Below are 19,943 nucleotides of genomic sequence, written 5' to 3' on the forward strand. Positions count from 1 at the left end.
GTGAGCCCATCGGTCCGCGGCCGGGCCCGCGCCGGTGAGTTCCCCGTTCTGCTGACAGCGTGCTCGGGTTCCCCCGCCGCCTCCCGGTGGGCAGAGTCGTCCCATGAGGCTTCTGATGCTGGGTGGTACGGAGTTCGTCGGACGGGCCGTCACCGACGCCGCCCTGGAGCGGGGCTGGGACGTCACGGTGTTCCACCGGGGCCGTCACGCGCCCCCGCCCGGCGTGAGCGTGCTGACCGGGGACCGGACCGCGGGCGAGCGCGGACTCGCGGCGCTGGCGGAGAGCGGGCAGGACTGGGACCTGGTCGTCGACACCTGGAGCGGCGCGCCCGCCGCCGTCCGGGACGCCGCTCGTCTGCTGGCCGGCCGGTCCGGGCACTTCAGTTACGTCTCCAGCCGCTCGGTGTACGCCCACCCGGCCGCCTCGGGGCTCGACGAGGACGGCCGGCTGGTGACCGGCGCCTCGCCCGACGACGGCGGGGACGTGCCGTACGACCGGGCCAAGCGCGGCGGTGAGCTGGCCGCCCTCGACGCCTTCGGGGACCGGGCCCTGCTGGCGAGGGCCGGGCTGATCATCGGCCCCGGGGAGAACATCGGCCGGCTGCCCTGGTGGCTGTCGCGGATCGCCCGGGGCGGACCGGTGATCGCCCCCGGCCGGCCCGTCACCGAGCTCCAGTACATCGACGCCCGGGATCTCGCGGAGTGGATCCTGGACGCGGCGGCGGGCGGGCTGCACGGCGCGTACAACACCGTCAGCCGCCCCGGCCACACGACCATGGGCGAGTTGCTGGAGGCCTGCGTGCGCGTCACCGGGTCCGACGCCGAGCTGCGCTGGACCGATCCGGAGGTCCTGCTGGCGGCCGGGGCCGAGCCCTGGAGCGACCTGCCGATCTGGCTCCCGCCGGGCGAGCTGTACGACACGCTGCACCGGGGCGGCCACACCAGGGCGTCCGCCGCGGGGCTGCGCTGCCGCCCGGCCGGGGAGACCGTGGCGGACACCTGGGACTGGCTGCGCGCCCTCGGTGGTGCGGCTCCCCAGCGCCCCGACCGCCCGGCCGTCGGCCTCGACCCCGTGCTGGAGGCGAAGCTGCTGGCCCTCTGACGCACCGCTTCCGCCTGCGTGTCGCGGCGAAGAAACCTCCTATAGGCCTACACAAAGGGGCAAGAGCGGCGTGTCATTCAATATGACTAAGTGTTGACCATGCATATTGCGCGACATGGAACAGAAGGCGCGCAGGCGCGGCAACGCAATCCGGGCAGCAGTGACAGTGGCCACGGCCGCGGCGATGGTGGGCGTGCTGGCCCCGGCCGCGGGTGCCGATCCGCTGCCGGGCGGACTGGGACCCTGCCTCGGCAGCTCCTGCCCGCCCAGCTGGAACGACCCGAACAACGGCCCGGTCACCAACTTCGACAGCAACATCAACGTCTACGTCGGCGGAGACTTCCTGGTCCGGGAGGCGGCGGCCGAGGCGGAGGGGAAGGTCGTCACCCTCGGCAGCTTCGACATGGACAAGCGGGACGGGGTGTCGCAGATCTACAACGTCGGCATCGCGGGTGTCGGTTCGCGGGTGCCGCCGCCGGACGGCTCCGACTATCTGACGGCGGGCGGCGACGTGACCATCGCCGCCGGCGAGCGCCTGCTCGCCGAGGAGGGCACGCACTCCGGCCGCGTCGCGTACGCGGGTGAACTCACGGGCACGGTGAACCCCACCACCGCCCCGCGCTTCGACGAGGACGCTGCCGCCCCGTACACCGGGCTGCGCCCGCAGCTCACCGAGGCCAGCCAGTGCTACGCGTACGACGGCGACGAGCACCGGGAGGCGACGGGCACGTGGGTGAAGTCCGGGGACGTCATGACGTTCACCGGTGACGGCTCGTCCGCGCTCCAGATCTTCGACGTGGACGCGGACCTGGAGTCGGAGGCGGGCGGCAACACGGGGTTCGTGTTCAACGGCATCCCCGAGGGCGCGACCGTCCTCGTCAACGTCTACGGCGCCACCCGCAGCGTCGCCACGTTCATGGGCTCGTTCCCCAACGAGGGCCTCCGCGAGAACCTGCTGTGGAACTTCCCGGACGCCACCGACCTGTCCTTGACCGGCCCGGCCCAGTTCGAGGGCAGCGTGCTGGTGGGCCAGCCGACGAGCACCACCGTGCTCAGCATGAGCGGCACCAACGGCCGTTTCTACACGGCGGGTTCACTCACCCATACCTCGTCGGGCGCGTCGGGCGGCCAGGAGATCCACGCGTACCCCTTCGACGGCGACCTGCCGACCTGCTCGCCCGATCCGACGCCGACGCCGACGCCGACGCCGACGCCGACGCCGACGCCGACGCCGACGCCGACGGATCCGACTCCGACGCCGACGCCGACGGATCCGACTCCGACGCCGACGCCGACGGATCCGACTCCGACGCCGACGCCGACGGATCCGACTCCGACGCCGACGGATCCGACGCCGACGCCGACGGATCCGACGCCGACGCCGACGGATCCGACTCCGACGCCGACGGATCCGACGCCGACGCCGACGGATCCGACGCCGACGCCGACCGATCCGACGCCGTCTCCCACGGATCCGACGCCGACCCCGACGGATCCCACGCCGTCCCCCACGGACCCGACGCCCACCCCGACCGATCCCACGCCGTCCCCCACCGACCCCACCCCCACCCCCACCCCCACCCGCACCGGCCACACGCCGCGTCCCACGCACTCGCCGAGCCACCCGGGTGAGCTGCCCGACACCGGCTCGCGGGGCGGCGAATGGATCATCGGGTCCATCGCGGCAGCGCTGGTCGCCGCCGGTGGCACGGTTCTCGTGGCCACGCGCAGGGCTCGTCGCCGCACCTTCTAGCAGGCACGAAGCACTGCCCGCTAGCGTGGTTCGATGACCGAACCGCTGTTGCACCTCGCCGAAGCACCTCTGTGGGAGGCGGCCCGCGGGACAGGGACGTACGAGATGCCCACCCGCGGCCGCACCCTCCAGGAGGAGGGCTTCATCCACCTCTCGCTGCCCCACCAACTCCCCGGTGTGGCCCGGATGCTGTACGGGGACGGCGACCGGGACCTCGTGGTCCTGGTCGTCGACCCCGCCCGCCTCGCCGACCCCGTCCGGTACGAGGCGATGAAGCCCGGCGGCGAGGAGTTCCCGCACCTGTACGGACCGCTCCCGGTGAGCGCGGTCGTGGAGGTGCGGCCCTGGGACGGAGGACGACGAGAGGAAGACGAACCCCAGTGAACGGCCCCCTCATCGCGGTGACCGGAGCGACCGGAGCGGTCGGCGGCCGGGTCGCCCGACGGCTGGCCCGGACCGGTGTGCCCGTACGGCTCCTCGGCCGCGATCCCGCCCGGCTGCCCGACCTGCCCGGCGCCGACCACGCGCCCGCCGCCCGCTACGGCGACGCGGAGGCCATGCGCCGGGCCCTCGACGGGGCCCACACCCTGTTCCTGGTCTCCGCCCACGAAAGCCCCTACCGGGTCCGCGAGCACACCACGGCGATCGACGCCGCCGTGGCGGTGGGCGTGGAGCGGATCGTGTACGTGTCCTTCCAAGGGGCCGCGCCCGACGCCACGTTCACCTTCGCCCGCGACCACTGGGACACCGAGGCCCACATCCGTACGGCCGACGTCCGCCACACCTTCCTGCGGGACAACTGGTATCTGGCGGGGCTGCCCGCGATGGCCGGGACCGACGGGGTGCTGCGCGGGCCGGGCGGCGACGGACGGGTGGCGGCCGTCGCCCACGAGGACATCGCCGACGCGGCGGCGGCCGTGCTGCTGGACGAGGGCACGGACCACGACGACCGGGTCCACGACCTCACCGGACCCGAAGCGTTCACCCTCGCCGAGGCGGCCGACGAACTGAGCAGGGTCACCGGTCGCCCCGTCGTCTACGTCCCCGAGACCCGTGAGGAGGCCTACGCCTCCCGGGCCGGCTACGGCGCGGAGGACTGGGAGGTGGCCGGCTGGGTCACCTCGTACGAGGCCATCGCGGGCGGGGAGCTGGCCGCCGTCTCCGACGCGGTGCCCGTGCTCACCGGGCACCCGGCCAAGAGCTTCGCGCAGTTCCTGGTGGAGAACCCGGACAGCTACCGTCACCTGCTGCCGGGCGGCTGACCGGCACCCGGGCCGACGGCCGACGCGGGCCGCTCGGCCCCGCGGGGCCACACCGCACTCAGCGCCACGGGATGTGACGCCACGGACTGCCCTCGCTCTCCGCCAGCAGACGGTGGGCGAGGACGTTCTGCTCGTAGAACGGCCCGTACTCCTCCTCGTCGAACCGCAGCACCCGCCCCAGCGCGTAGCCCGCCGAGAACTCCTCCCAGGAGCGGTGGGCCGACTTGCTCAGCGCCCCCGCGTAGACGATCGCCTGCTCCGCGTCGGCCGGGGCGCAGTAGCGCGCCGCCAGCCCCCAGCGCGCCAGGTTCACCGCCCGCCCGTAGTCGTACGCGACCGTCGTACGGACCCGGCCGTCCGGGGGCAGCAGCCCGTCCGCGCGGAACCGGGCCTCGTAGCGCATGATCCGGCGTACCAGTTCCTCGATGCCCTTCACCGCGCCCGGGGCCGCCCCCAGGTCCTGGGCGTGGCCCGCCGCGGTCTCCCGCCACAGGTCGGCCGAGGGCAGCTCGCCGAGCACGGAGGCCAGTTGGTCGCGGGTGCGCAGGACGAAGTCCGGTTCCGGCGGGCTGTTACGGGCCTCCAGCAGGGTGTCCAGCTGCTTGCGCCACTCCGCGTGGCCCGTGATGCCCCAGGACTCGCGGAGCAGATCGCGCTCGGTGGTGTACTCGCGGTAGACCGTGCCGACCTCGTTCCACGGCACCGCGTTCCCGACCGCCAGATGCGCCCCGCAGGCCAGTCCGTACGCCAAAGGCCCGTGCAGCGCGCCGTGGCGCAGCGCGAGCAGCCTGTTCTCCGGGAGGCGGTCGTTCTCCGCGTACGCGCGCTGCCACAGCGCCAGGTCCGTCGGGCCCGTCGGCAGCAGCAGTTGGCCGGGCGTCCCCACGTTCACTCCGAGGAACACCCGCGGGTCGGACCAGCCGAACTCGGCGGCCCAGCGCAGCGTGACCCCGTGGAAGACCCAGTCCGGATGCCAGGCCGGGAGCATGCCCCGGGTGAGCACCGGCCGGCAGACGAAGCCGGCCGGGTCGTGGTGCGCGCGCCAGGTGATGGTGTCCGGCTTCGCGTCCACCTCGGCGCGCGGGGCCGGGATGTACAGCTCGGCCCCTGCGAGCGCGGCCAGTTGAGCCCGGGCGTCACCGCGCAGCGCCGCCTCGTGGAGGAGCTGCTCGGTCTCGGACGGTGGGACCCAGGGTGCGGGCGGCCGGGCGGCCGGGGGCGCGGTGGGGGGATTCGGGTTCATGACCAGGGGATGTTCCGGTAGGGGCTGGTGGGGTCCTGGGTCAGTATGCGGTGCTCGGCGAGCGACTGCCGGTACGTGGGCTCCGCCGCCTCCGGGTCGTCGTCCTCCGCCCGGTGGACCACCCGGGCCAGGAGGTAGCCGAGGGAGAAGTCCCCCCACGAGGAGTAGGCCGCGCGGGCGAGCTGCCCCAGCCGCAGGACGTCCTGCTCGGCCTCGTGCGGATCGCCGTACCGGGCGCCGAGCGCGAGCCTCACGACGTTGACCGCCCGGCCGAGGTCGAAGGCGGCCAGCGTGTCGACGCGGTCGCGCGGGCCGAGCACGCCGTCGGCCCGGAACTTCTCCTCGTACAGGGTGACGTGACGCAGCGCCCGCTCCGCCACCGCCCGGTCCTCCGCGTCGCGTGCCGCGAAGGCGTGGACCACCGCGTCGGACCACTCCTCGCGCGTCGGTGTGCGTCCCAGCCGGTGCGCCAGGGTGTGCCGGGTGCGCAGGACGGCTTCCTGGACACGCCCGACCAGCTGGTTCTTCATCAGGGACGCGAGGCGGTCGCGGTACTCGGCGCGGTGCGGGATGCCCCACGGGCTGCGCAGCCGGGCCCGGTCGGTCGCGTAGTTCTCGTAGGCGGCGCCGAGCCGGTTCCAGATCAGGCCGTTGGTGACGGCCAGATGGGCGCCGAGCGCCAGCCCGTGGGCGAGCGGCCCGTGCAGCGGCCCGCCGACGTCGGTGAGCAGGACGCGCCGCTGGGCCCCGCCGGCGTGCTCGTCGGCCCTCACCCAGGCCTTCAGGCGCTTGGGCCGGGCGTCGACCATCGCCGCGTACGGGGTGCCGTGGTTCACCGCGAGCCGACGCACGTCGTACGGCCAGACCCGGGCCAGGCCGCCGAGGCTCACCTCGCGGAAGACCCACTCCGGGTGCCAGGGCGGCAGCATCCCCTGGGTCAGGACCGGGACGCAGGCCCGGCCGGAGGCCTCGTCGCGGATCGCGGGCAGGGGGGCCGTCCAGCCGGGGATGTCCGCGTGCAGCCGGGCGACGAGCACGTACAGCCGGGTCCGCGCGAGCAGCTCCACGACCGCGTCGGCGCTGCCGCCCGCGACGGCCGCGGACAGTGCGCGCTCGATCTCCGTGGGCGGTGCGGACGGCGGGTACACCTGCGGGTGCGCCGATGGGTGTGGCGGTGGGTGCGGAGCTGTTCGCGCGTACGGCGACGGCTCCGGCCCGTACCCGCCGTGCGCGCCGGCCACCGCCCGGCCGCTCTCTGTTTCTGCCCCGTTCCCCGTTGCCACGGTGAGATCCTACGGAACGGGTCCCAGCGGCCCGCCGGGCAGGCCCAGCAGGCCGGTCCCGGGAGTGGCCTGCGGGGCCTGCCCAGGGAGAGGTCAGGGCCCGGCCGGGCGCACCAGCCCCGACTCGTACGCGAACACCGCCGCCTGCGTCCGGTCGCGGACGCCCAACTTGACCAGGATCCGGCCCACATGGGTCTTCACCGTCTGCTCCGCCACGATGAGCTGCCGGGAGATCTCCGCGTTCGACAGGCCGCCCGCGATCAGCGTCAGCACCTCTGTCTCGCGCTCCGTCAGGTCCCCCACGCGCGCCTTGAGCGGCGGGCGCGGGGCCCCGGCCGTCCGCGAGAACTCCACGATCAGCCGCTTGGTGATGTTCGGGGAGAGCAGTGCGTCACCCGCCGCCACCACCCGTACCGCGTGGGCGAGTTCGTCGGCCGAGGCGTCCTTCAGCAGAAAGCCCGAAGCGCCCGCGCGCAGTGCCTCGTAGACGTACTCGTCGAGATCGAAGGTGGTCAGCACGAGGACCTTCACCGTCGAGCCCTCGGGGGAGGTGATCCGTCGGGTCGCCTCGATGCCGCCGAGCTCCGGCATCCGGATATCCATCAGGACGACGTCCGGAGCGAGTTCGGTGACCTTGGCGACCGCGTCGAGCCCGTTGACGGCCTGCCCGACGACTTCGATGTCCGGCTCGGCGTTCAGCAGGACCGTGAAGCCCTGGCGGACCATCATCTGGTCGTCGGCGATCACGGCGCGGATGGGCGGTGTCATGGGGCGTCCTCGGTCGTCTCGGTGCTGGTGGGCAGGATCGCGGTGACTTCCCAGCCGCCGTCGGGCGTGGGGCCGGTGGCCAGCTCACCGCCGAGCATCGCCGCGCGTTCGCGCATCCCGAGCAGGCCGTGGCGTATCCCGGGGGAGTGGGCGGCCGGGCGGTCCGGCGGCGAGTTGACGACCCGGACGGTCAGCCCGGCGGGCCGGTGGCCGATCACCACGTCGGCTCTCGCACCGGGCGCGTGACGCATCACGTTGCTCAGCGCCTCCTGCACGATGCGGTACGCCGACAGCTCGACGCCCGGCGAGAGGGGGCGCGGGGCGCCGGTGGTGGAGAGGGAGGCGGCGAGACCGGCGGAGCGCACGGTGGCGAGGAGCCCGTCGATCCCATCGAGGCCCGGCTGCGGGGCGTGCCGCGTGCTCTGCGCCGGCGCGTCCTCCGAGCGCAGGACGCCGAGCACCCTGCGCAGCTCGGCGAGGGCTTCGAGGGCGTTCTCGCGGATGCCGGTCAGATTCTCCCGCAGCTCCTCGGTGGGGTGCTCGACCAGATGCGGGGCGACCTGCGCCTGGATGGAGATCACCGACATGTGGTGGGCGACGACGTCGTGCAGCTCGCGGGCGATCCGGTTGCGCTCCTCCAGCAGGGTGCGCCGGGCCCGCTCGTCGGCTGTCAGCTCGGATTGGACGACGAGGTCCTTCCGGGCCAGCCGCAGACTGCGCAGGGCGGAGCCGAGGACGAGGGAGGTGGCGAACACGAGCACGGCCACGGCCGGGGTCACATGCGGCAATGGCGGCGTGCGCAGGGCGACGAACAGCGCCGGCGCCAGCGAGATCGCCAGCGCGGCCACCGCGCGGCGCGGCCGGACCCGGAGTGCCAGCAGGAACAGGGCGCCGCCCTGCAGCGCCGCCCCCGCGAAGGGGGTGGGATACGCGGACACGGGGCCCGGGTACGTGGGGTGGACCGGGGGAACGGATGCCACGGTGACGAGCGCAGCCATGAACGCCAGCGCGGTCGCCGCCCACCAGGCGCCCACCGGACGGATCATTCCGGCCACCAGCACCACGGACTGCGCGACGGCCACCAGCAGCGCCAGGCCGCCGATCGAGGTGCCGAACGGTGTGAGCTCGAAGGTACGGATCACCAGGACGCCGACCGCGGTGATCACCAGCAGCACCAGGAACACCGGTCGCCACACCGGCGCGTTCGGCTCTTCCATGCGCGGCACCCGGTCGGCGGGCGCGGCCCACAACTCCTCGTACAGGGCGCGCGGCACACGGCGCACCGCCGCCCGCAGCCGCACCGCCCTCGATGACGTCACCGCCCCCACCGCCCCCTCGGTTCCACTCCTGCTCAGACTAGGCATGACGTGCGTGTCCCTTCCGCTCGGGGGAGAACTCCCGTACGACGAGGGAGCCCCCGCCGGGGCGCCGCCCGCCCTGCTCGTAACCCCGGAACGCGGCCCAGCACACCAGCAAGGCCAGGGCGAACACCGGCAGCCAGAGCAACCGGGCGAGCACCCAGCCGGCGCCGTCGGGCACCGTGTGCAGCCCAGGCAGCGGGTCGTCCGCGATCAGCGACCCACTCGCCGTGACGATGATCATCGCGGTCTGGTGCCACAGGAAGACGGTCATCGCCGACAGGTTCACCACCGCCACCACCGCCCAGACCGCAGACCTCCGCAGCACCCGGCGCAGGGGCCCGAGCAGCAGGAGCGCCGCCCCGCACTGCGCCAGGCCGAACATCACGGCGGCCAGGCTCGGCGGATCCAGATTGGACATCCGGCTGCCCGGAACGCCGACCATGGAGGCCGGATACCCGGCCCACAGCACGAGCGCGAGGGCCGCCGCGGCCCCGCCGAGCAGCAGCGCCCAGCGACCCGCCCGGCCGCGCACCCCGCCCCGGGCCACCAGCGCCCCCAGGCAGTAGGGCACCAGCCAGCCCGCGACCACGTTGATCCACCCCAGCTCGCGAGGACCGCCGAGGCCCAGGCGTACGAGGTCGACGTGCAGCACCACCACGAGCGGCCACAGCGGGTGCAGCCGCGCCACCAGCGGAGTCAGCGCGGTCAGCGCGGCGAAGACCAGCAGGAACCACAGCGGGGACCAGACCAGCTTGACCAGCGCACGGACCGTCGCATCACCCACCCCGGCCACCAGCATCCCGACCGCCGCGAGCGCCCACACCACGAGCACCGCCGCCACCGGCCGGAACAGGCGTCCCAGCCGGCCGCCCACCCACTGTCCGTACGGCACGCCGCGCTGCCGGGCCGAGGCCCAACTCCCCGCAGCCACCTGCCCGCCCACCAGGAAGAACACCGCGAGGGTCTGGAACACCCAGGAGATCGGGGTGAGGTGAGGCAGCTGCGTCAGCGGGCTCGCCCCGCGCACCGTGCCGCTGTCGGTGACCAGCGCGGTCACCAGCCAGTGCCCGCCCACCACGCCGAGGATCGCCAGGGCCCGCAGGGCGTCGACGGCCCGGTCCCGGCCGGGCGGGGTGGCGGCCTCGATCCGGGCGACGAGACTAGTCACGGGAGGCCCCCAGAGCTTCGGCGCCCGCCGCGATCCGGGCCAGGTTCGTCAAGGAGCGCGAACCGGGCAGCAGATAGTCGCTGTGGCCGCCGTCGCCGGCGTCGAACACCTCGGCCCCGAAGCGGTCCGCCACCGGATCGGTCCCGAAGCCGGCCGTCGCGACGAACGGGACCCGCACCCGGACGTGGGGCACCCGGGCTATCCAGTCCCCGCCGCTCCGGCCCGCCCAGACCCGGGCCCCGGTGCGCAGCGAGGCGGCGTCCCGAACTCCGACCCCGGGGCTGCCGTAGAGGACGAGGGCATCGGCCGCCGTCCCCGGCGCGGACCGGGCGCAGATCACCGAACCGTAGGAGTGGCAGAGCAGACTGATCCGGGCGGCGGGCCGCGCGGCGCGCAGCCCGTCCACCAGCGCGCGCAGCCCCGGCGCGGCCCCGTCGGCCCGCCCGGTGGTCAGCGCGGCCGGGCTCACGGTGCCGGGCGAGCGGTAGCCGAGCCAGACGACGACGGCCCCACCCGCCCCCAACTCCCGGTGCAGCGCCCTGGCGTCACGCCTCAGCCGCCAGTAGGCGTCCAGCCCGACGCCCGCACCGGGCACCAGCACAGCGATCCGCCGGGCCGCGGACAGCTCCCCGACGACCTCCGTGCTCCGGCCGCCGTCCCGCCCGTCGAAGGCCAGGAACTGCCGCCCGGCCGCGGCCATCCCTCGCAGCGAGGCCGCTCGCCTGAGGTCCCCGTGCCCCTCCGCCGCCCGCTCGGCCGCCCGTATGTCCTGCCGGCTCACCGCGTACCGCCGGGCGAGCGCCGACTGCCCCACGTCCCGCAACGGACCCTGAGCGGTCGGCGCGGGGGCGGGCACGGCGGCGGGCCGGGCCGCTCCGGACACCGGCACAGCCACCGCGAAGGTGACGAGCGCGGCGAGCAGGGCGCGGAGCCGGCGGGGTCTGCGCGGGCGGTCGGGCATGGGGTGAGGTCCTTCCGTACCAGGGGCATCGCGTGCTTCCGATACAGAAGTTATGGACGGAGGACGGTAGTCGGCGTCCCGCTGGAGGGGGCACCTTCGGGGTGGCTCTCAGGTATGACGTGGGGGAGACGGCAGTGTGGCCGGCCGACGTGTGGTCGGCGGGCGTGTGGAGGACGCGGCAGGGGGCGGCCCCGGCCGGTGAGGCACGCGTCGGCCGAGGCCGTTCGGGCACGCGCCGGCCGCGGCCGGTCCTGCTCGGTGTCAGCCCCGGCCGGTGTGCTCCAGGACCGCGGCGGCGAGCGGGGCGTGGACCTCACGGGGGAGCGCGTGGCCCATGCCGGGGATCTCGACGAGCCGCGCGCCGCGGATCGCCTGGGCGAGGTGTTCGGAGTGCGGGGGCGGGAAGACGGGCTCGGCGAGGGCCGAGACGACCAGGGCGGGCACACGGGTCCGGGCGAGCTGCTCGGTGCGGTCCATCCCGGAGTAGTCGGCGCGGGAGTGCGCGGAACCGGCGTGGTGGTGCCCGGTGTGCTCGATGATCCGGCGTTCCAGCGCTCGGGTGCGGTCGGCGTCGAAGGGGATCACATCGCCGCCGAGCGCACGCCAGTGCTCCACGCGCCGCTCCACCTCGGCTTCGGGGCCCCGGTCCTCCACGGGCCGTGACCACAGCTCCAGCAGGGCGGGCGCGACGCCGGGAAGCTGCTCGGGCGGGATCAGTGTCCCGTCCGGCGTGGTGTAGGGGAGGGAGCTGAGCGCTCTCGTCCCGAACACCGTGGCGCTCAGCAGCCGCTCGGGGTGGTCGGCGATCAGCAACTGGGTGAGCATGCCGCCCAGCGACATCCCCAGGACGTGCGCGCGCTCCACACCGAAGGCGTCGAGAACGGCCACGGCGTCCTCGGCCAGTGCGGTGAGCGGGTAGGGCCGCTCGTCGAAGGACCACGTGGACCGGCCGGTGTCCCGGTGGTCGTAACGGATCACGCGGTGCCGGGCGGCGAGCAGCTCCACCAACGCGTCGGGCCAGCCGAGCCCGGACGCCTGCGCGCCCATGACCAGCAGCAGGGCAGGGGCATCGGGTGCGCCGTGCGCCTCGGCCCAAAGGCGTACGCCGGGGGCGACTTCGACGAAGCGTTCCATGGGGACCTCGCTGTTCTGGTGAGTCAACGAATGAGACGAGACGGATCGTCTCGTTTCGAGAGTAACGCATCGCCGGGCGCGTGACCAGTGGGTACGGGAACGGCCCCGGTCCGCACGCGATGACGCGCGGGCCGGGGCCGTCGAAGCATTGAGCTTCTTCGAGTTGGCCACCGATCGGGTGATGTGCCGTGAAGCGCAACGGACGAGGCCCTCGGGCTGTTGATCGAGATGTCTGACGTCTCAATCACGTTGCTCGGGGGCCTCGTTGGTCATCCATCCTGCCGCACTCGACCTGCCGCATGCGCTCGTGGAGTGGGTCACCATGCTGGTGGTCACTCGTGAGGGCGACCGGCGCTGCAAGCTTCGTCCGTCTCAGCGGGCGATGGTGGCACTGGTGTACCTACGAGAGCACACCACTGTGGCGAAGATCGCCGCCGGGTTCGGGATCGGCGAGTCCACCGCCCACGCCTACACCCGCGCGGTCGTCGACCTGCTCGGCGAACGAGCACCGGGTCTGCTCAAGACGCTACGCGAGCGCGATCCCGAATTCGTCCTGCTCGACGGCACCCTCGCCGAGTGCGACCGGGTCGGCGACGGCCGGGCCGACTACTCCCACAAGCACCGGCGCCACGGCGTGAACGTGCAGGCCGTCACCGATCCCGGCGGCCGGCTGCTGTGGATCTCACCCGCCCTGCCGGGCCGCACCCACGACCTGACCGCCGCCCGTACCCACCGGATCATCCGGATCTGCGAGCGCCAGGATGTTCCCATCCTGGCCGATCTCGCCCACCAAGGCGCCGGGCCGTGGCTGACGACCGGCATCGAACGCAAGCCACTCCAGGAACTCACTCCCACCGAGAAGACCCTCAACCGGGCACTGGCCGCAGCACGAGCACCCGTGGAACGCGGTGTCGCGAGCCTGAAGTCCTGGCGGATCTTCCGCAGGTCCCGGTGCAGCCCCAACCGCATGACGTCAATCACCAAGGCCATGCTCACGCTGGAGAGGCAACCCTGGCGGAGCATGGAGGATGGTCACTAGAAGCAGCCTCAAGCGACCAGCTGGCTGACCCAGCGCGCCAGAGAAAGGCCGCAAACAGCGCCCAGACCATTGGATACCAGGAACATCGAGTTCTGAAGAGTAGACAGACCACGCATCGCCGGATCAGCCCCCAGAGCGACAATCCTGCGGGGGCTCATCAACCAGAAGGCTCCGCGCAGGCCGGTCGTCCGGATGGTCCACACCGTCACGACGACGATGAGGGCAAGGCACGGAACGACACCCACGAGCCGCCAGACACTAAAGCCGAAATCCTGGGAATACAGCAGAAGATCCACCAGGGCTGACACGGGGAGTGCCGCCAGAACAACCCGGAAGAACTCATGACCGCGGCGCTCCGGGCCATATATCTCGTTGCTGAGAACGGAGACGGCCACACAGACAGCCGGTGTAAGCACCACGACGAACAGGATGTTCCATCCCGTTCCCGGGCCACAGGCAACTCCGTACCTCGCCCCGCACGAGCCGCCCAGGATGAGCGCCCGCACGGCGAAGTACCAGAAGAAGACTCCCCAGGTGAATACCGCGGTCAGCAACGACATGGCCGCATAACCCATCAGCCCGGGGGTCGTTCTGACCGAGGTCTCAGCCATGCGTTCTTCCCATCCGCGCCTCTTCGCGAGCCCACCTCCGCCACCGATTTGAAGGGCTCCGGTGGCCACCGCCTGAGCGCGCCTCCAACTGTCCTTGCGGAGGAGTGAATCATGTCCGCGCCACCCCAGGAACAGCTTCAGACGTCAGACATCTCGCTCAGCAGCCCGAGGGCTTCGCTCGTTGCGCTTCACGGGCCGTCACCCGATCGGTGGCCTACTCGAAGAGGCTCATTGATGCGGAGATCGGGCCTTCTTGGTCTCCTGGTAATGGGCCAGTTCGTTGACCTGCGAGGATCTTCCCCATTGGCCGCTGAACCGGCCTTTTGCCGTTGGCCGGCGATGGGGGGCGACGGCCCTGATCGGGTGTCCTGCGGACTGTGTGCGGACGGCTGCCCGCTCGCGGTCAGTGCCCCAGCTGTAGATCGTGACCTGCGGCTTCGGGTGCCTTGTGTTGCCTCTGCGGAGCGGTCCAGTTGGCCGATCACCAGTACCACAGTTCAAGGATCTCGGGCCAGATCATATGTGACGACGGCCCATCGAAGGCGGCCGGGTCGATCTCTTTGACCTCGGCGGCGAGCCGGTGGAAATGGGCCAGAGCCGCTCCTTCTTCCTGTTTCTCCAACTCGTCGCCTATCTCGAGGATGTTGGATTGGGCCAGGTTCAACCCGTAGTGGTGCAGGCACTTGAGCCACAGTTCGACGCTGGAGTTGGCGAACCACGGCTCACCGCCAGGCAGGACGTAGTACACGGTGCCGGTTCTCGGCTCGACTCCGAATGCCCACAGGAGGCCGGGAACCAGGTTGCGGTGGTGGTTGGCAGTCAGTTGGTAGAGCCGTCGACCGTCATTCGTGGCGAGCTGGGGTGCGGCCTCGGGTTGCAGGGCAGGGTATTCGATCAGCTGATGAGCTACAGGAACTCCGACATCCACCAGGATCGCCTTTTGATCATCCGGGATCAGCCAATGCGCCAGGGCGCCTGGGTCGGCTCGTCCGACGTTCTCGGCTCCCGCCCAGCTGACAAGCTCGTCATACGTCAGCACTGAGGCATCCTCCACGTCGATCAGCGAGGCCGTCGAATCCGCAGAGATCCTAGCGGCTGTAGATCGTCGTCCTCATGCCTGAGCTGCTCGGCGCCTGTAGTGGAAGGCCCGGGATCGGGCCTGGTGGCGACGTCGCCAGTCGGACCGGTCGAGCCGATGGGAGGCGGCGTGGGCGGGGCGATCGACGAGAGTGACGACCAGTCGCTGGATCTCGTTGCAGCTCAGCGATATGAGGTTGTTCGGTGCCGGCCGGCGGCCGTGCTCACCGGCTCGCAGGACGGCGAGGAAGGCGTGGGCAAGCATGGCGAGGGTGACCCGGCGGGACCAGGACGCGTAGCGGCGGACCTGGTGCTGGTCGAGGGCGGCCAGTCCCTTTCCGGACTGAATCCGAGGCGCCCGACCGGACGACCTCACGGCGGTCGATCATGCCTCGGAGATCGGAATCCACTCGATCCGGTCGGAGTCGTTCAGCTCGGAAGTGTTCAGCAGGGAGCAGTCACAGTTGATTCTCGGCCGCGCGACTGCCGTGATCACACCGCGGACGCAGGCGCTCGCGTCGGAGAACACCGCACCCGGCCCGCCGAGCCGCCGAAATCGGCGACCGGCGGACCGGGTGCGGTCCGGTGGGCGGCTTCACCGGCCACTACGGGCCGGGCCGGCCGGTTCCACCAGGATCAGGCCTTCTTGGTCTCCTAGTAACGGGCCGGGTCGGTGACCTGCGGTGATGGCGGCCGCAGGTCGCTGACCTGGCCTTTTGGTGTTGGGTGGTGATGGAGTGCGACGGTCTTCATCGGGTGTCCTGCGGACTGTGTGCGGACTGTTGAAAGGACAGAAGACCAGCCTGTGGCCGCGTCGGTCCTCTAACTGATCAGCCTTGTCGGCGTCAACGCGTAACCGCTGCTTCCCCGACTGTCACTGGGTACCGTTACCTTCTCATCAGGGACCGGTGAAGGCACTCACCGTTCCTCTGTGCAGACCAAATTTGACGAAGGGTCGATGAGTTGGTGGCGATGGTCGGGACGGGGCGCGTATGGATATCGGTGACGGTTGCGTTGACTGGCGTGGCGACCGTGGTGTTGGTCCTGGTCGCCGTCTTCGCGGGCCCTGACACGACAGAGCGGACCGTAGGGGTGTGGGGTGCGGTCGTCTCGATGCTCAGCTTGCTGGTTTCTGTGGTTGCTTTGTTCCGAAGTGCAGGAGGCGGGCTTGCGGGCGGGCGGCGAGTGCGTGGCGGCCGCGGATCGGTGGTGGCTGGCGGCAATATCACTGCCTCCGCGATCGGAAACAACTCCAAGGTGAACGGCCCCCACTCGTCGCCTAGTCGTGCTGCGGCGAGGCGGAACGCGGATGACGTTCGGGCTGGTCGAGATGGGATCGCAGCTGGTGGTGACATCACGGACAGCGCCCTCGGGGATGGTAGCGAACGATGACGCCATTCCCCTGGATCTGGCGTAAGGGCCGAACTGCTTTTCTGGGAAGCGAAGAAGCACCCGTCGAGGTCGCACAGACGGTTCAGGCCGGCCCGGGCGCAGTCGTGGCTGGCGGATCTATCATCGCTTCTGCGGTGGGTGACAACAACAACGTCACATACATCGAAAATCAGTATGTAACAGATGGGAACGCCTCGCTAAAGGCGACCCGGGACGCTTTCGAGCATGCGTTGGCCACTTTTCCGCCGACGCTCCAAGAAGAAGCTCGCCAATTGCGTGATCACTGGCCTGACGTGGAAGCCGTAATTATCAACCTTCCCTCTGGTAGATCTGCACGGAGGGGCGTGTTTGAGCAATGGGAAAAGAGTGAGCCGCCGTGGCTCGACAAGGCCCCCACTCGCGCGCTTACCTGGCTTGGTGGCCTGGCGTCAGTCTACGATGCCGAGAGTGCATCATTCTCGTTCTATGACCGGGCTGTACGCGAGGGGGGATTTCCTCGTGAACTTTTGGTCGTCAAGGCTGCCCTGCAGAAAGAGACGCTCACCGAGGGTAGTGCATGTTCGTACCTAGCCGCCCATGTAGACCTCGACTCACCGCTAATCCACTCCGTTCGATCCGCCCTCGCTAAGGACTGGGCCGCAGCCCTTGCTCACCTGGACCGGTGGACTGCTCTTGATAGCAACGGACAGGCTCTGAAATGTCTCCTAAGGGCGCGCATGCTTATGGCGCTGGACTTGCTCGACCAGGCCCTGCCTGCTCTGCGTGAAGCGGATGTAGCACGCGTCAGCCAACTGGGAATGGAACTGGCACAGGCTTTGCTCCTGCGGGCCAGGCGCCGCGCTACTCGCGACAGGCTCGCTGACGTCCAGGAAGCCCTGGCTGTTGCACTCCGAGTTCGTAACGCACGTCGAGAATGGTTTGGTGACAGCGCTGCGGCGGTCGTCCTTGCAATGCGGGCCGCTCTGTCCACTCAGGATTTGGCAACCGCGTGGGCTCTCTGCCAGCCGGATCCCGAAGGGGAAGCTAGCGAGCAAGAAGCAGAGGATCCTCGCGTATTGGCGGAGAGCGCCCTGATTGCGGCACTGACGGGTCGCGAAAGCCGTGCGCGCGAACTCTTGAGCGTAGTGACGAGCCCGTTCCCGCGAGCACAGGTACTGGCTGTACTTGAGGAACGCCGCGCTGACAGCAGCGAGGACGAGCGGGTAGCGGAGGCTTGGCAGCGTGCCTGGGATGCAGCGGAGTCGGGGCCCGACCAGCTCATGGCGGCCATGGGGCTGGTGGAGTCCGGACAAGACCTGCCGGAGCTCTCGCACCTGAATGACGACTATCCCGAGGCGGTGGCTGATCTCGAGAAATTTGCCCACGCCGTCAGCGGCACAGCAGACGGGGACCTGTCGATTCTGCGTGCCAATGCGAACCAACACCCGATTATTGCTGTGAAACTGTCGCAGCGCTACCAGCAACTCGGCAATCTCGAAATGGCTGCGGCCACGCTGCAAGAGGCCGCGATACACTGGCGCGATGCGCAGTTGATGAATCTGGCAGCTCGCGGCTACCAACGTGCCAGGAACTACCTAAAGTCCAAGGAGTGCGCTGAGAGTGCGCTGCGAATTGCTGGGCCAGGCTGGGCAGCGCAGGGTGCCATGTATGAGCTGCTCGTTGAGACAGAATCCGCCGCAGGGAATTGGGAGCAGGCCACGGAAGCGGCCATCACGCTCCTAAGGTTGGACCCGCATAACCTTGACGCACGTTGGGCCTTGGTGAAGTGCTATGTCACACGGGCGCAGCCTGACGAATCGTGGCAGACCCTGACCGAACTCGGCGAAGCAGCGACACCACGACGTCGCGACGAAGCGATCCTGTGGGTCCAGCTTGGCGCGCGCCTGTCTATTGATCCGCAGTTTGTCGGGCGGGCACTAGAACTGATGCAGAAATGGCCGCAGGATGAAGAGTTGCTGGGACGCTTCCTGGCAGCTCTTCTCTTGCGATCAGCCACGACCCAACCTATGCCTGAAGAGGCAGCTGAAATGCTGCGTGGAGCGAGCTCGGACTACTTGGAGCGCTTCCCCGACAGTGTGTATTTCCGCGCCCTCGACGCCAGCGATCCACGCGCGGTACTCGAAGAACTTGGCCGGAGCCTGCGCCGCGAGCATGAGGATGAGGACCGCCGCGAGATTCGAGAGCGGATCGGGCAAGGCCAGTTCCCGGTGGGAATGCTGACCCTGATGAACGGCCGGCCATACGCCGAGGTGTGTGTGCGGCTCACCGAGGGGCCTCCCGGCCTCTTTGCATCGGACCCAACCTCGGACGTTTGGGAAGCAGCCGCCGTCCAAGCTGCCATGACTCGGCGGGTAGTCCTGGATACGAGTGCAGCTGTATCTCTCGCCCTGTTGGAGCAGGAAGCCACCGAGCGGCTCCTCGGCTCCTGTCAGAGCATCATGACGACTGATCAGATTGTTGGCGACGCCTTCCATGCCCTCGAGTCCCTAACTCTGCAGTCCGATGCCACGGTGGTCTGGGACGAGGGCGAGGCACGGGCAACTCTTCACGTTGCTTCAGAGGAACAGATGGGTGCCCTGCGAGGGACACTCAAGCGTGCCGTTGAACTCGTACGACTTCTACCGCGGGTGGCCCGGCCGGAGCTACGGGCATTGCCGGGATTGTCTGGAGACCGTGCCCCGCAGGCATGGCTCACGGCCTTGGACCACGCCAAGGAGCACAACATGGTGTTGTGGTGCGATGACCGAGCTCTGCGCGTAGTTGCCCGGTCGGTGGGCGTACCCGCATTCGGAACGCTCGCCTTGATCGACGCGTGTCTGCGCGAGCAGACCGTGGCACCGCAGGAGGCGATGGTTCTGAGGGCCGAACTCCTCCGGCATTTCTACATGGATATACCCTTCTCCAGCGAGCTGTATGGGTTCGCAGCGCAATCCGACAGTTGGCAGGCACGAGCCGTAGCCACAGCGATCGCACGGCCGACGACCTGGACCGATGCGCAGGCTGTGGTGCGGCTGGTCCTCAACGCGATTGCACAGATCATCGATTCTGAGCCGGACCAGACTGCTGCCTGGTTGACAGCTGCGTACGTGGGTCTCTGGCGAGCAACTCTCCCCTCCCACAGGTCTGCCAACCTACAGAAACTCTGCATCCAAGCTTTGACTCAGCCGTGGGTCTCCGCCTCATCGATGCCCTTTATTCTTACCGGTCTGCGCGACGGTGCTACAGAGGTCGAAAGCGGCGATGGCCCCCTGATGGCCGCTCTGGCTCGCTACTACGGCGAACTAGTTGGACAAATGGGTCATCCTGAGGCAGGGGCAGAGCTCATGAACTTGTTCAGTCATGCTGGTGCAGCGGACAAGTCCGCAGCTGCGCGTATCGTGATTACTCACCGAGACAATTAGGGTCTCTGATTGGGTCATGCGGCGTACCTGATAATGATGCTGGCGATGTGCTTCTTCGGGGGTGCGGCTCTTTCGAAGTGAACGCCGTGGGGCCAGGCGGTCAGTGTGCATCCGTCCTGGTCGGGGCTGGGGTAGAGCGGTTGGTGTCCATGTTTGATGTGGTAGGCCCAGTAGGCGTCGAGGCCACTTATTTGCTCATTAGCTCCAGCCATCCAGGGATACCTGAGGGTTGCCGGCGAGGTAGCAATGCAGCGCGCTGGCAGTTGTGTCCACGAACGCTTCGGGAACGGCGTCAGTGAACCTTTTCCAACCTCACGCTGATGCGTGGTGAAGGACGAGGACGGCCTTCACCACGTCGGTGATTCGGTTGGTGCTGCAGCGGAGCTTC

Annotated in this window: 15 protein-coding genes and 2 pseudogenes; 6 read left to right on the forward strand and 11 right to left on the reverse strand. The window is 70.1% G+C overall.

The window, feature by feature from the left end:
- Positions 1-103 precede the first annotated feature (103 nt).
- From ACIRJT_RS32740 to ACIRJT_RS32755, 4 genes are all read left to right on the forward strand, one after another.
- Positions 104-1,102: an NAD-dependent epimerase/dehydratase family protein gene (locus ACIRJT_RS32740; RefSeq protein WP_403916453.1), complete on the forward strand. Its 999-nt coding sequence runs from the start codon at positions 104-106 to the stop codon at positions 1,100-1,102.
- A 115-nt stretch (positions 1,103-1,217) separates the two neighbouring features.
- Complete coding sequence (locus ACIRJT_RS32745) at positions 1,218-2,855, forward strand: choice-of-anchor A family protein (protein ID WP_403916455.1); 1,638 nt, start codon at positions 1,218-1,220, stop codon at positions 2,853-2,855.
- A 33-nt stretch (positions 2,856-2,888) separates the two neighbouring features.
- Complete coding sequence (locus tag ACIRJT_RS32750; protein WP_403916458.1) at positions 2,889-3,239, forward strand: DUF952 domain-containing protein; 351 nt, start codon at positions 2,889-2,891, stop codon at positions 3,237-3,239.
- Entirely contained in the window at positions 3,236-4,117 is an 882-nt protein-coding gene (locus ACIRJT_RS32755; RefSeq protein WP_403916461.1) for an SDR family oxidoreductase, read from the forward strand. The genes ACIRJT_RS32750 and ACIRJT_RS32755 overlap by 4 nt, the downstream gene beginning before the upstream one ends.
- A 58-nt stretch (positions 4,118-4,175) precedes the next feature.
- Here ACIRJT_RS32755 and ACIRJT_RS32760 read toward each other — a convergent pair whose 3' ends face one another.
- The 7 genes from ACIRJT_RS32760 to ACIRJT_RS32790 form a co-directional block, all read right to left on the reverse strand.
- The gene (locus tag ACIRJT_RS32760; RefSeq protein ID WP_403916463.1) at positions 4,176-5,360 is read right to left on the reverse strand and encodes a DUF1266 domain-containing protein; all 1,185 of its coding nucleotides are present in this window, start codon (positions 5,358-5,360) and stop codon (positions 4,176-4,178) included.
- Entirely contained in the window at positions 5,357-6,508 is a 1,152-nt protein-coding gene (locus tag ACIRJT_RS32765; RefSeq protein ID WP_403916490.1) for a DUF1266 domain-containing protein, read from the reverse strand. Before ACIRJT_RS32765 ends, ACIRJT_RS32760 begins: the two co-directional genes overlap by 4 nt.
- Before the next feature lie 228 nt (positions 6,509-6,736).
- Positions 6,737-7,411: a response regulator gene (locus tag ACIRJT_RS32770; RefSeq protein WP_403916466.1), complete on the reverse strand. Its 675-nt coding sequence runs from the start codon at positions 7,409-7,411 to the stop codon at positions 6,737-6,739.
- Complete coding sequence (locus ACIRJT_RS32775; protein ID WP_403916493.1) at positions 7,408-8,739, reverse strand: histidine kinase; 1,332 nt, start codon at positions 8,737-8,739, stop codon at positions 7,408-7,410. Before ACIRJT_RS32775 ends, ACIRJT_RS32770 begins: the two co-directional genes overlap by 4 nt.
- A gap of 28 nt (positions 8,740-8,767) precedes the next feature.
- On the reverse strand, positions 8,768-9,940 hold the full coding sequence (locus tag ACIRJT_RS32780) for an acyltransferase (protein ID WP_403916469.1): 1,173 nt from the start codon (positions 9,938-9,940) through the stop codon (positions 8,768-8,770).
- The gene (locus ACIRJT_RS32785) at positions 9,933-10,901 is read right to left on the reverse strand and encodes an alpha/beta hydrolase (RefSeq protein ID WP_403916472.1); all 969 of its coding nucleotides are present in this window, start codon (positions 10,899-10,901) and stop codon (positions 9,933-9,935) included. Before ACIRJT_RS32785 ends, ACIRJT_RS32780 begins: the two co-directional genes overlap by 8 nt.
- Before the next feature lie 261 nt (positions 10,902-11,162).
- Positions 11,163-12,035 carry an alpha/beta fold hydrolase gene (locus ACIRJT_RS32790; RefSeq protein WP_403916496.1) on the reverse strand — a complete coding sequence of 291 codons (873 nt, stop codon included), beginning with the start codon at positions 12,033-12,035 and terminating at the stop codon, positions 11,163-11,165.
- A gap of 265 nt (positions 12,036-12,300) precedes the next feature.
- Here ACIRJT_RS32790 and ACIRJT_RS32795 point away from each other — a divergent pair, with 265 nt between their 5' ends.
- Positions 12,301-13,074, forward strand: coding sequence for a transposase family protein (locus ACIRJT_RS32795; RefSeq protein WP_403916475.1), 774 nt, complete (start codon positions 12,301-12,303; stop codon positions 13,072-13,074).
- Positions 13,075-13,082: 8 nt separating this feature from the next.
- On the opposite strand, the gene ACIRJT_RS32800 is transcribed toward ACIRJT_RS32795, so the two are convergent.
- From ACIRJT_RS32800 to ACIRJT_RS32810, 3 genes and pseudogenes are all read right to left on the reverse strand, one after another.
- Positions 13,083-13,685 (reverse strand): hypothetical protein, encoded by a 603-nt coding sequence (locus ACIRJT_RS32800; RefSeq protein WP_403916477.1) that lies wholly within the window; start codon positions 13,683-13,685, stop codon positions 13,083-13,085.
- Between the two features lie 481 nt (positions 13,686-14,166).
- A complete protein-coding gene (locus ACIRJT_RS32805; protein WP_403916480.1) occupies positions 14,167-14,724 on the reverse strand; it encodes an SUKH-4 family immunity protein in 558 nt (185 codons plus the stop codon).
- 72 nt (positions 14,725-14,796) lie between these two features.
- A pseudogene (locus tag ACIRJT_RS32810) lies at positions 14,797-15,147 on the reverse strand (IS701 family transposase); the annotation flags it as partial.
- Between the two features lie 1,141 nt (positions 15,148-16,288).
- Here ACIRJT_RS32810 and ACIRJT_RS32815 point away from each other — a divergent pair.
- Entirely contained in the window at positions 16,289-19,555 is a 3,267-nt protein-coding gene (locus tag ACIRJT_RS32815) for a hypothetical protein (RefSeq protein WP_403916482.1), read from the forward strand.
- A gap of 198 nt (positions 19,556-19,753) precedes the next feature.
- On the opposite strand, the pseudogene ACIRJT_RS32820 reads toward ACIRJT_RS32815, so the two are convergent.
- A pseudogene (locus ACIRJT_RS32820) lies at positions 19,754-19,849 on the reverse strand (DNA mismatch repair protein MutT); the annotation flags it as partial.
- Between the last annotated feature and the right edge of the window lie 94 nt (positions 19,850-19,943).

It is taken from the genome of Streptomyces sp. NPDC102283 (assembly GCF_044766265.1).
In the GTDB taxonomy this organism is placed as follows: Bacteria; Actinomycetota; Actinomycetes; order Streptomycetales; family Streptomycetaceae; genus Streptomyces.

Bases quoted from the DNA above. Each gene is read 5' to 3' on its own strand.
- ACIRJT_RS32785 (WP_403916472.1), bottom strand. From the start codon at position 10,901: ATGCCCGACCGCCCGCGCAGACCCCGCCGGCTCCGCGCCCTGCTCGCC.
- ACIRJT_RS32740 (WP_403916453.1), top strand. From the start codon at position 104: ATGAGGCTTCTGATGCTGGGTGGTACGGAGTTCGTCGGACGGGCCGTC.
- ACIRJT_RS32750 (WP_403916458.1), top strand. From the start codon at position 2,889: ATGACCGAACCGCTGTTGCACCTCGCCGAAGCACCTCTGTGGGAGGCG.
- ACIRJT_RS32745 (WP_403916455.1), top strand. From the start codon at position 1,218: ATGGAACAGAAGGCGCGCAGGCGCGGCAACGCAATCCGGGCAGCAGTG.
- ACIRJT_RS32760 (WP_403916463.1), bottom strand. From the start codon at position 5,360: ATGAACCCGAATCCCCCCACCGCGCCCCCGGCCGCCCGGCCGCCCGCA.
- ACIRJT_RS32770 (WP_403916466.1), bottom strand. From the start codon at position 7,411: ATGACACCGCCCATCCGCGCCGTGATCGCCGACGACCAGATGATGGTC.
- ACIRJT_RS32790 (WP_403916496.1), bottom strand. From the start codon at position 12,035: ATGGAACGCTTCGTCGAAGTCGCCCCCGGCGTACGCCTTTGGGCCGAG.
- ACIRJT_RS32800 (WP_403916477.1), bottom strand. From the start codon at position 13,685: ATGGCTGAGACCTCGGTCAGAACGACCCCCGGGCTGATGGGTTATGCG.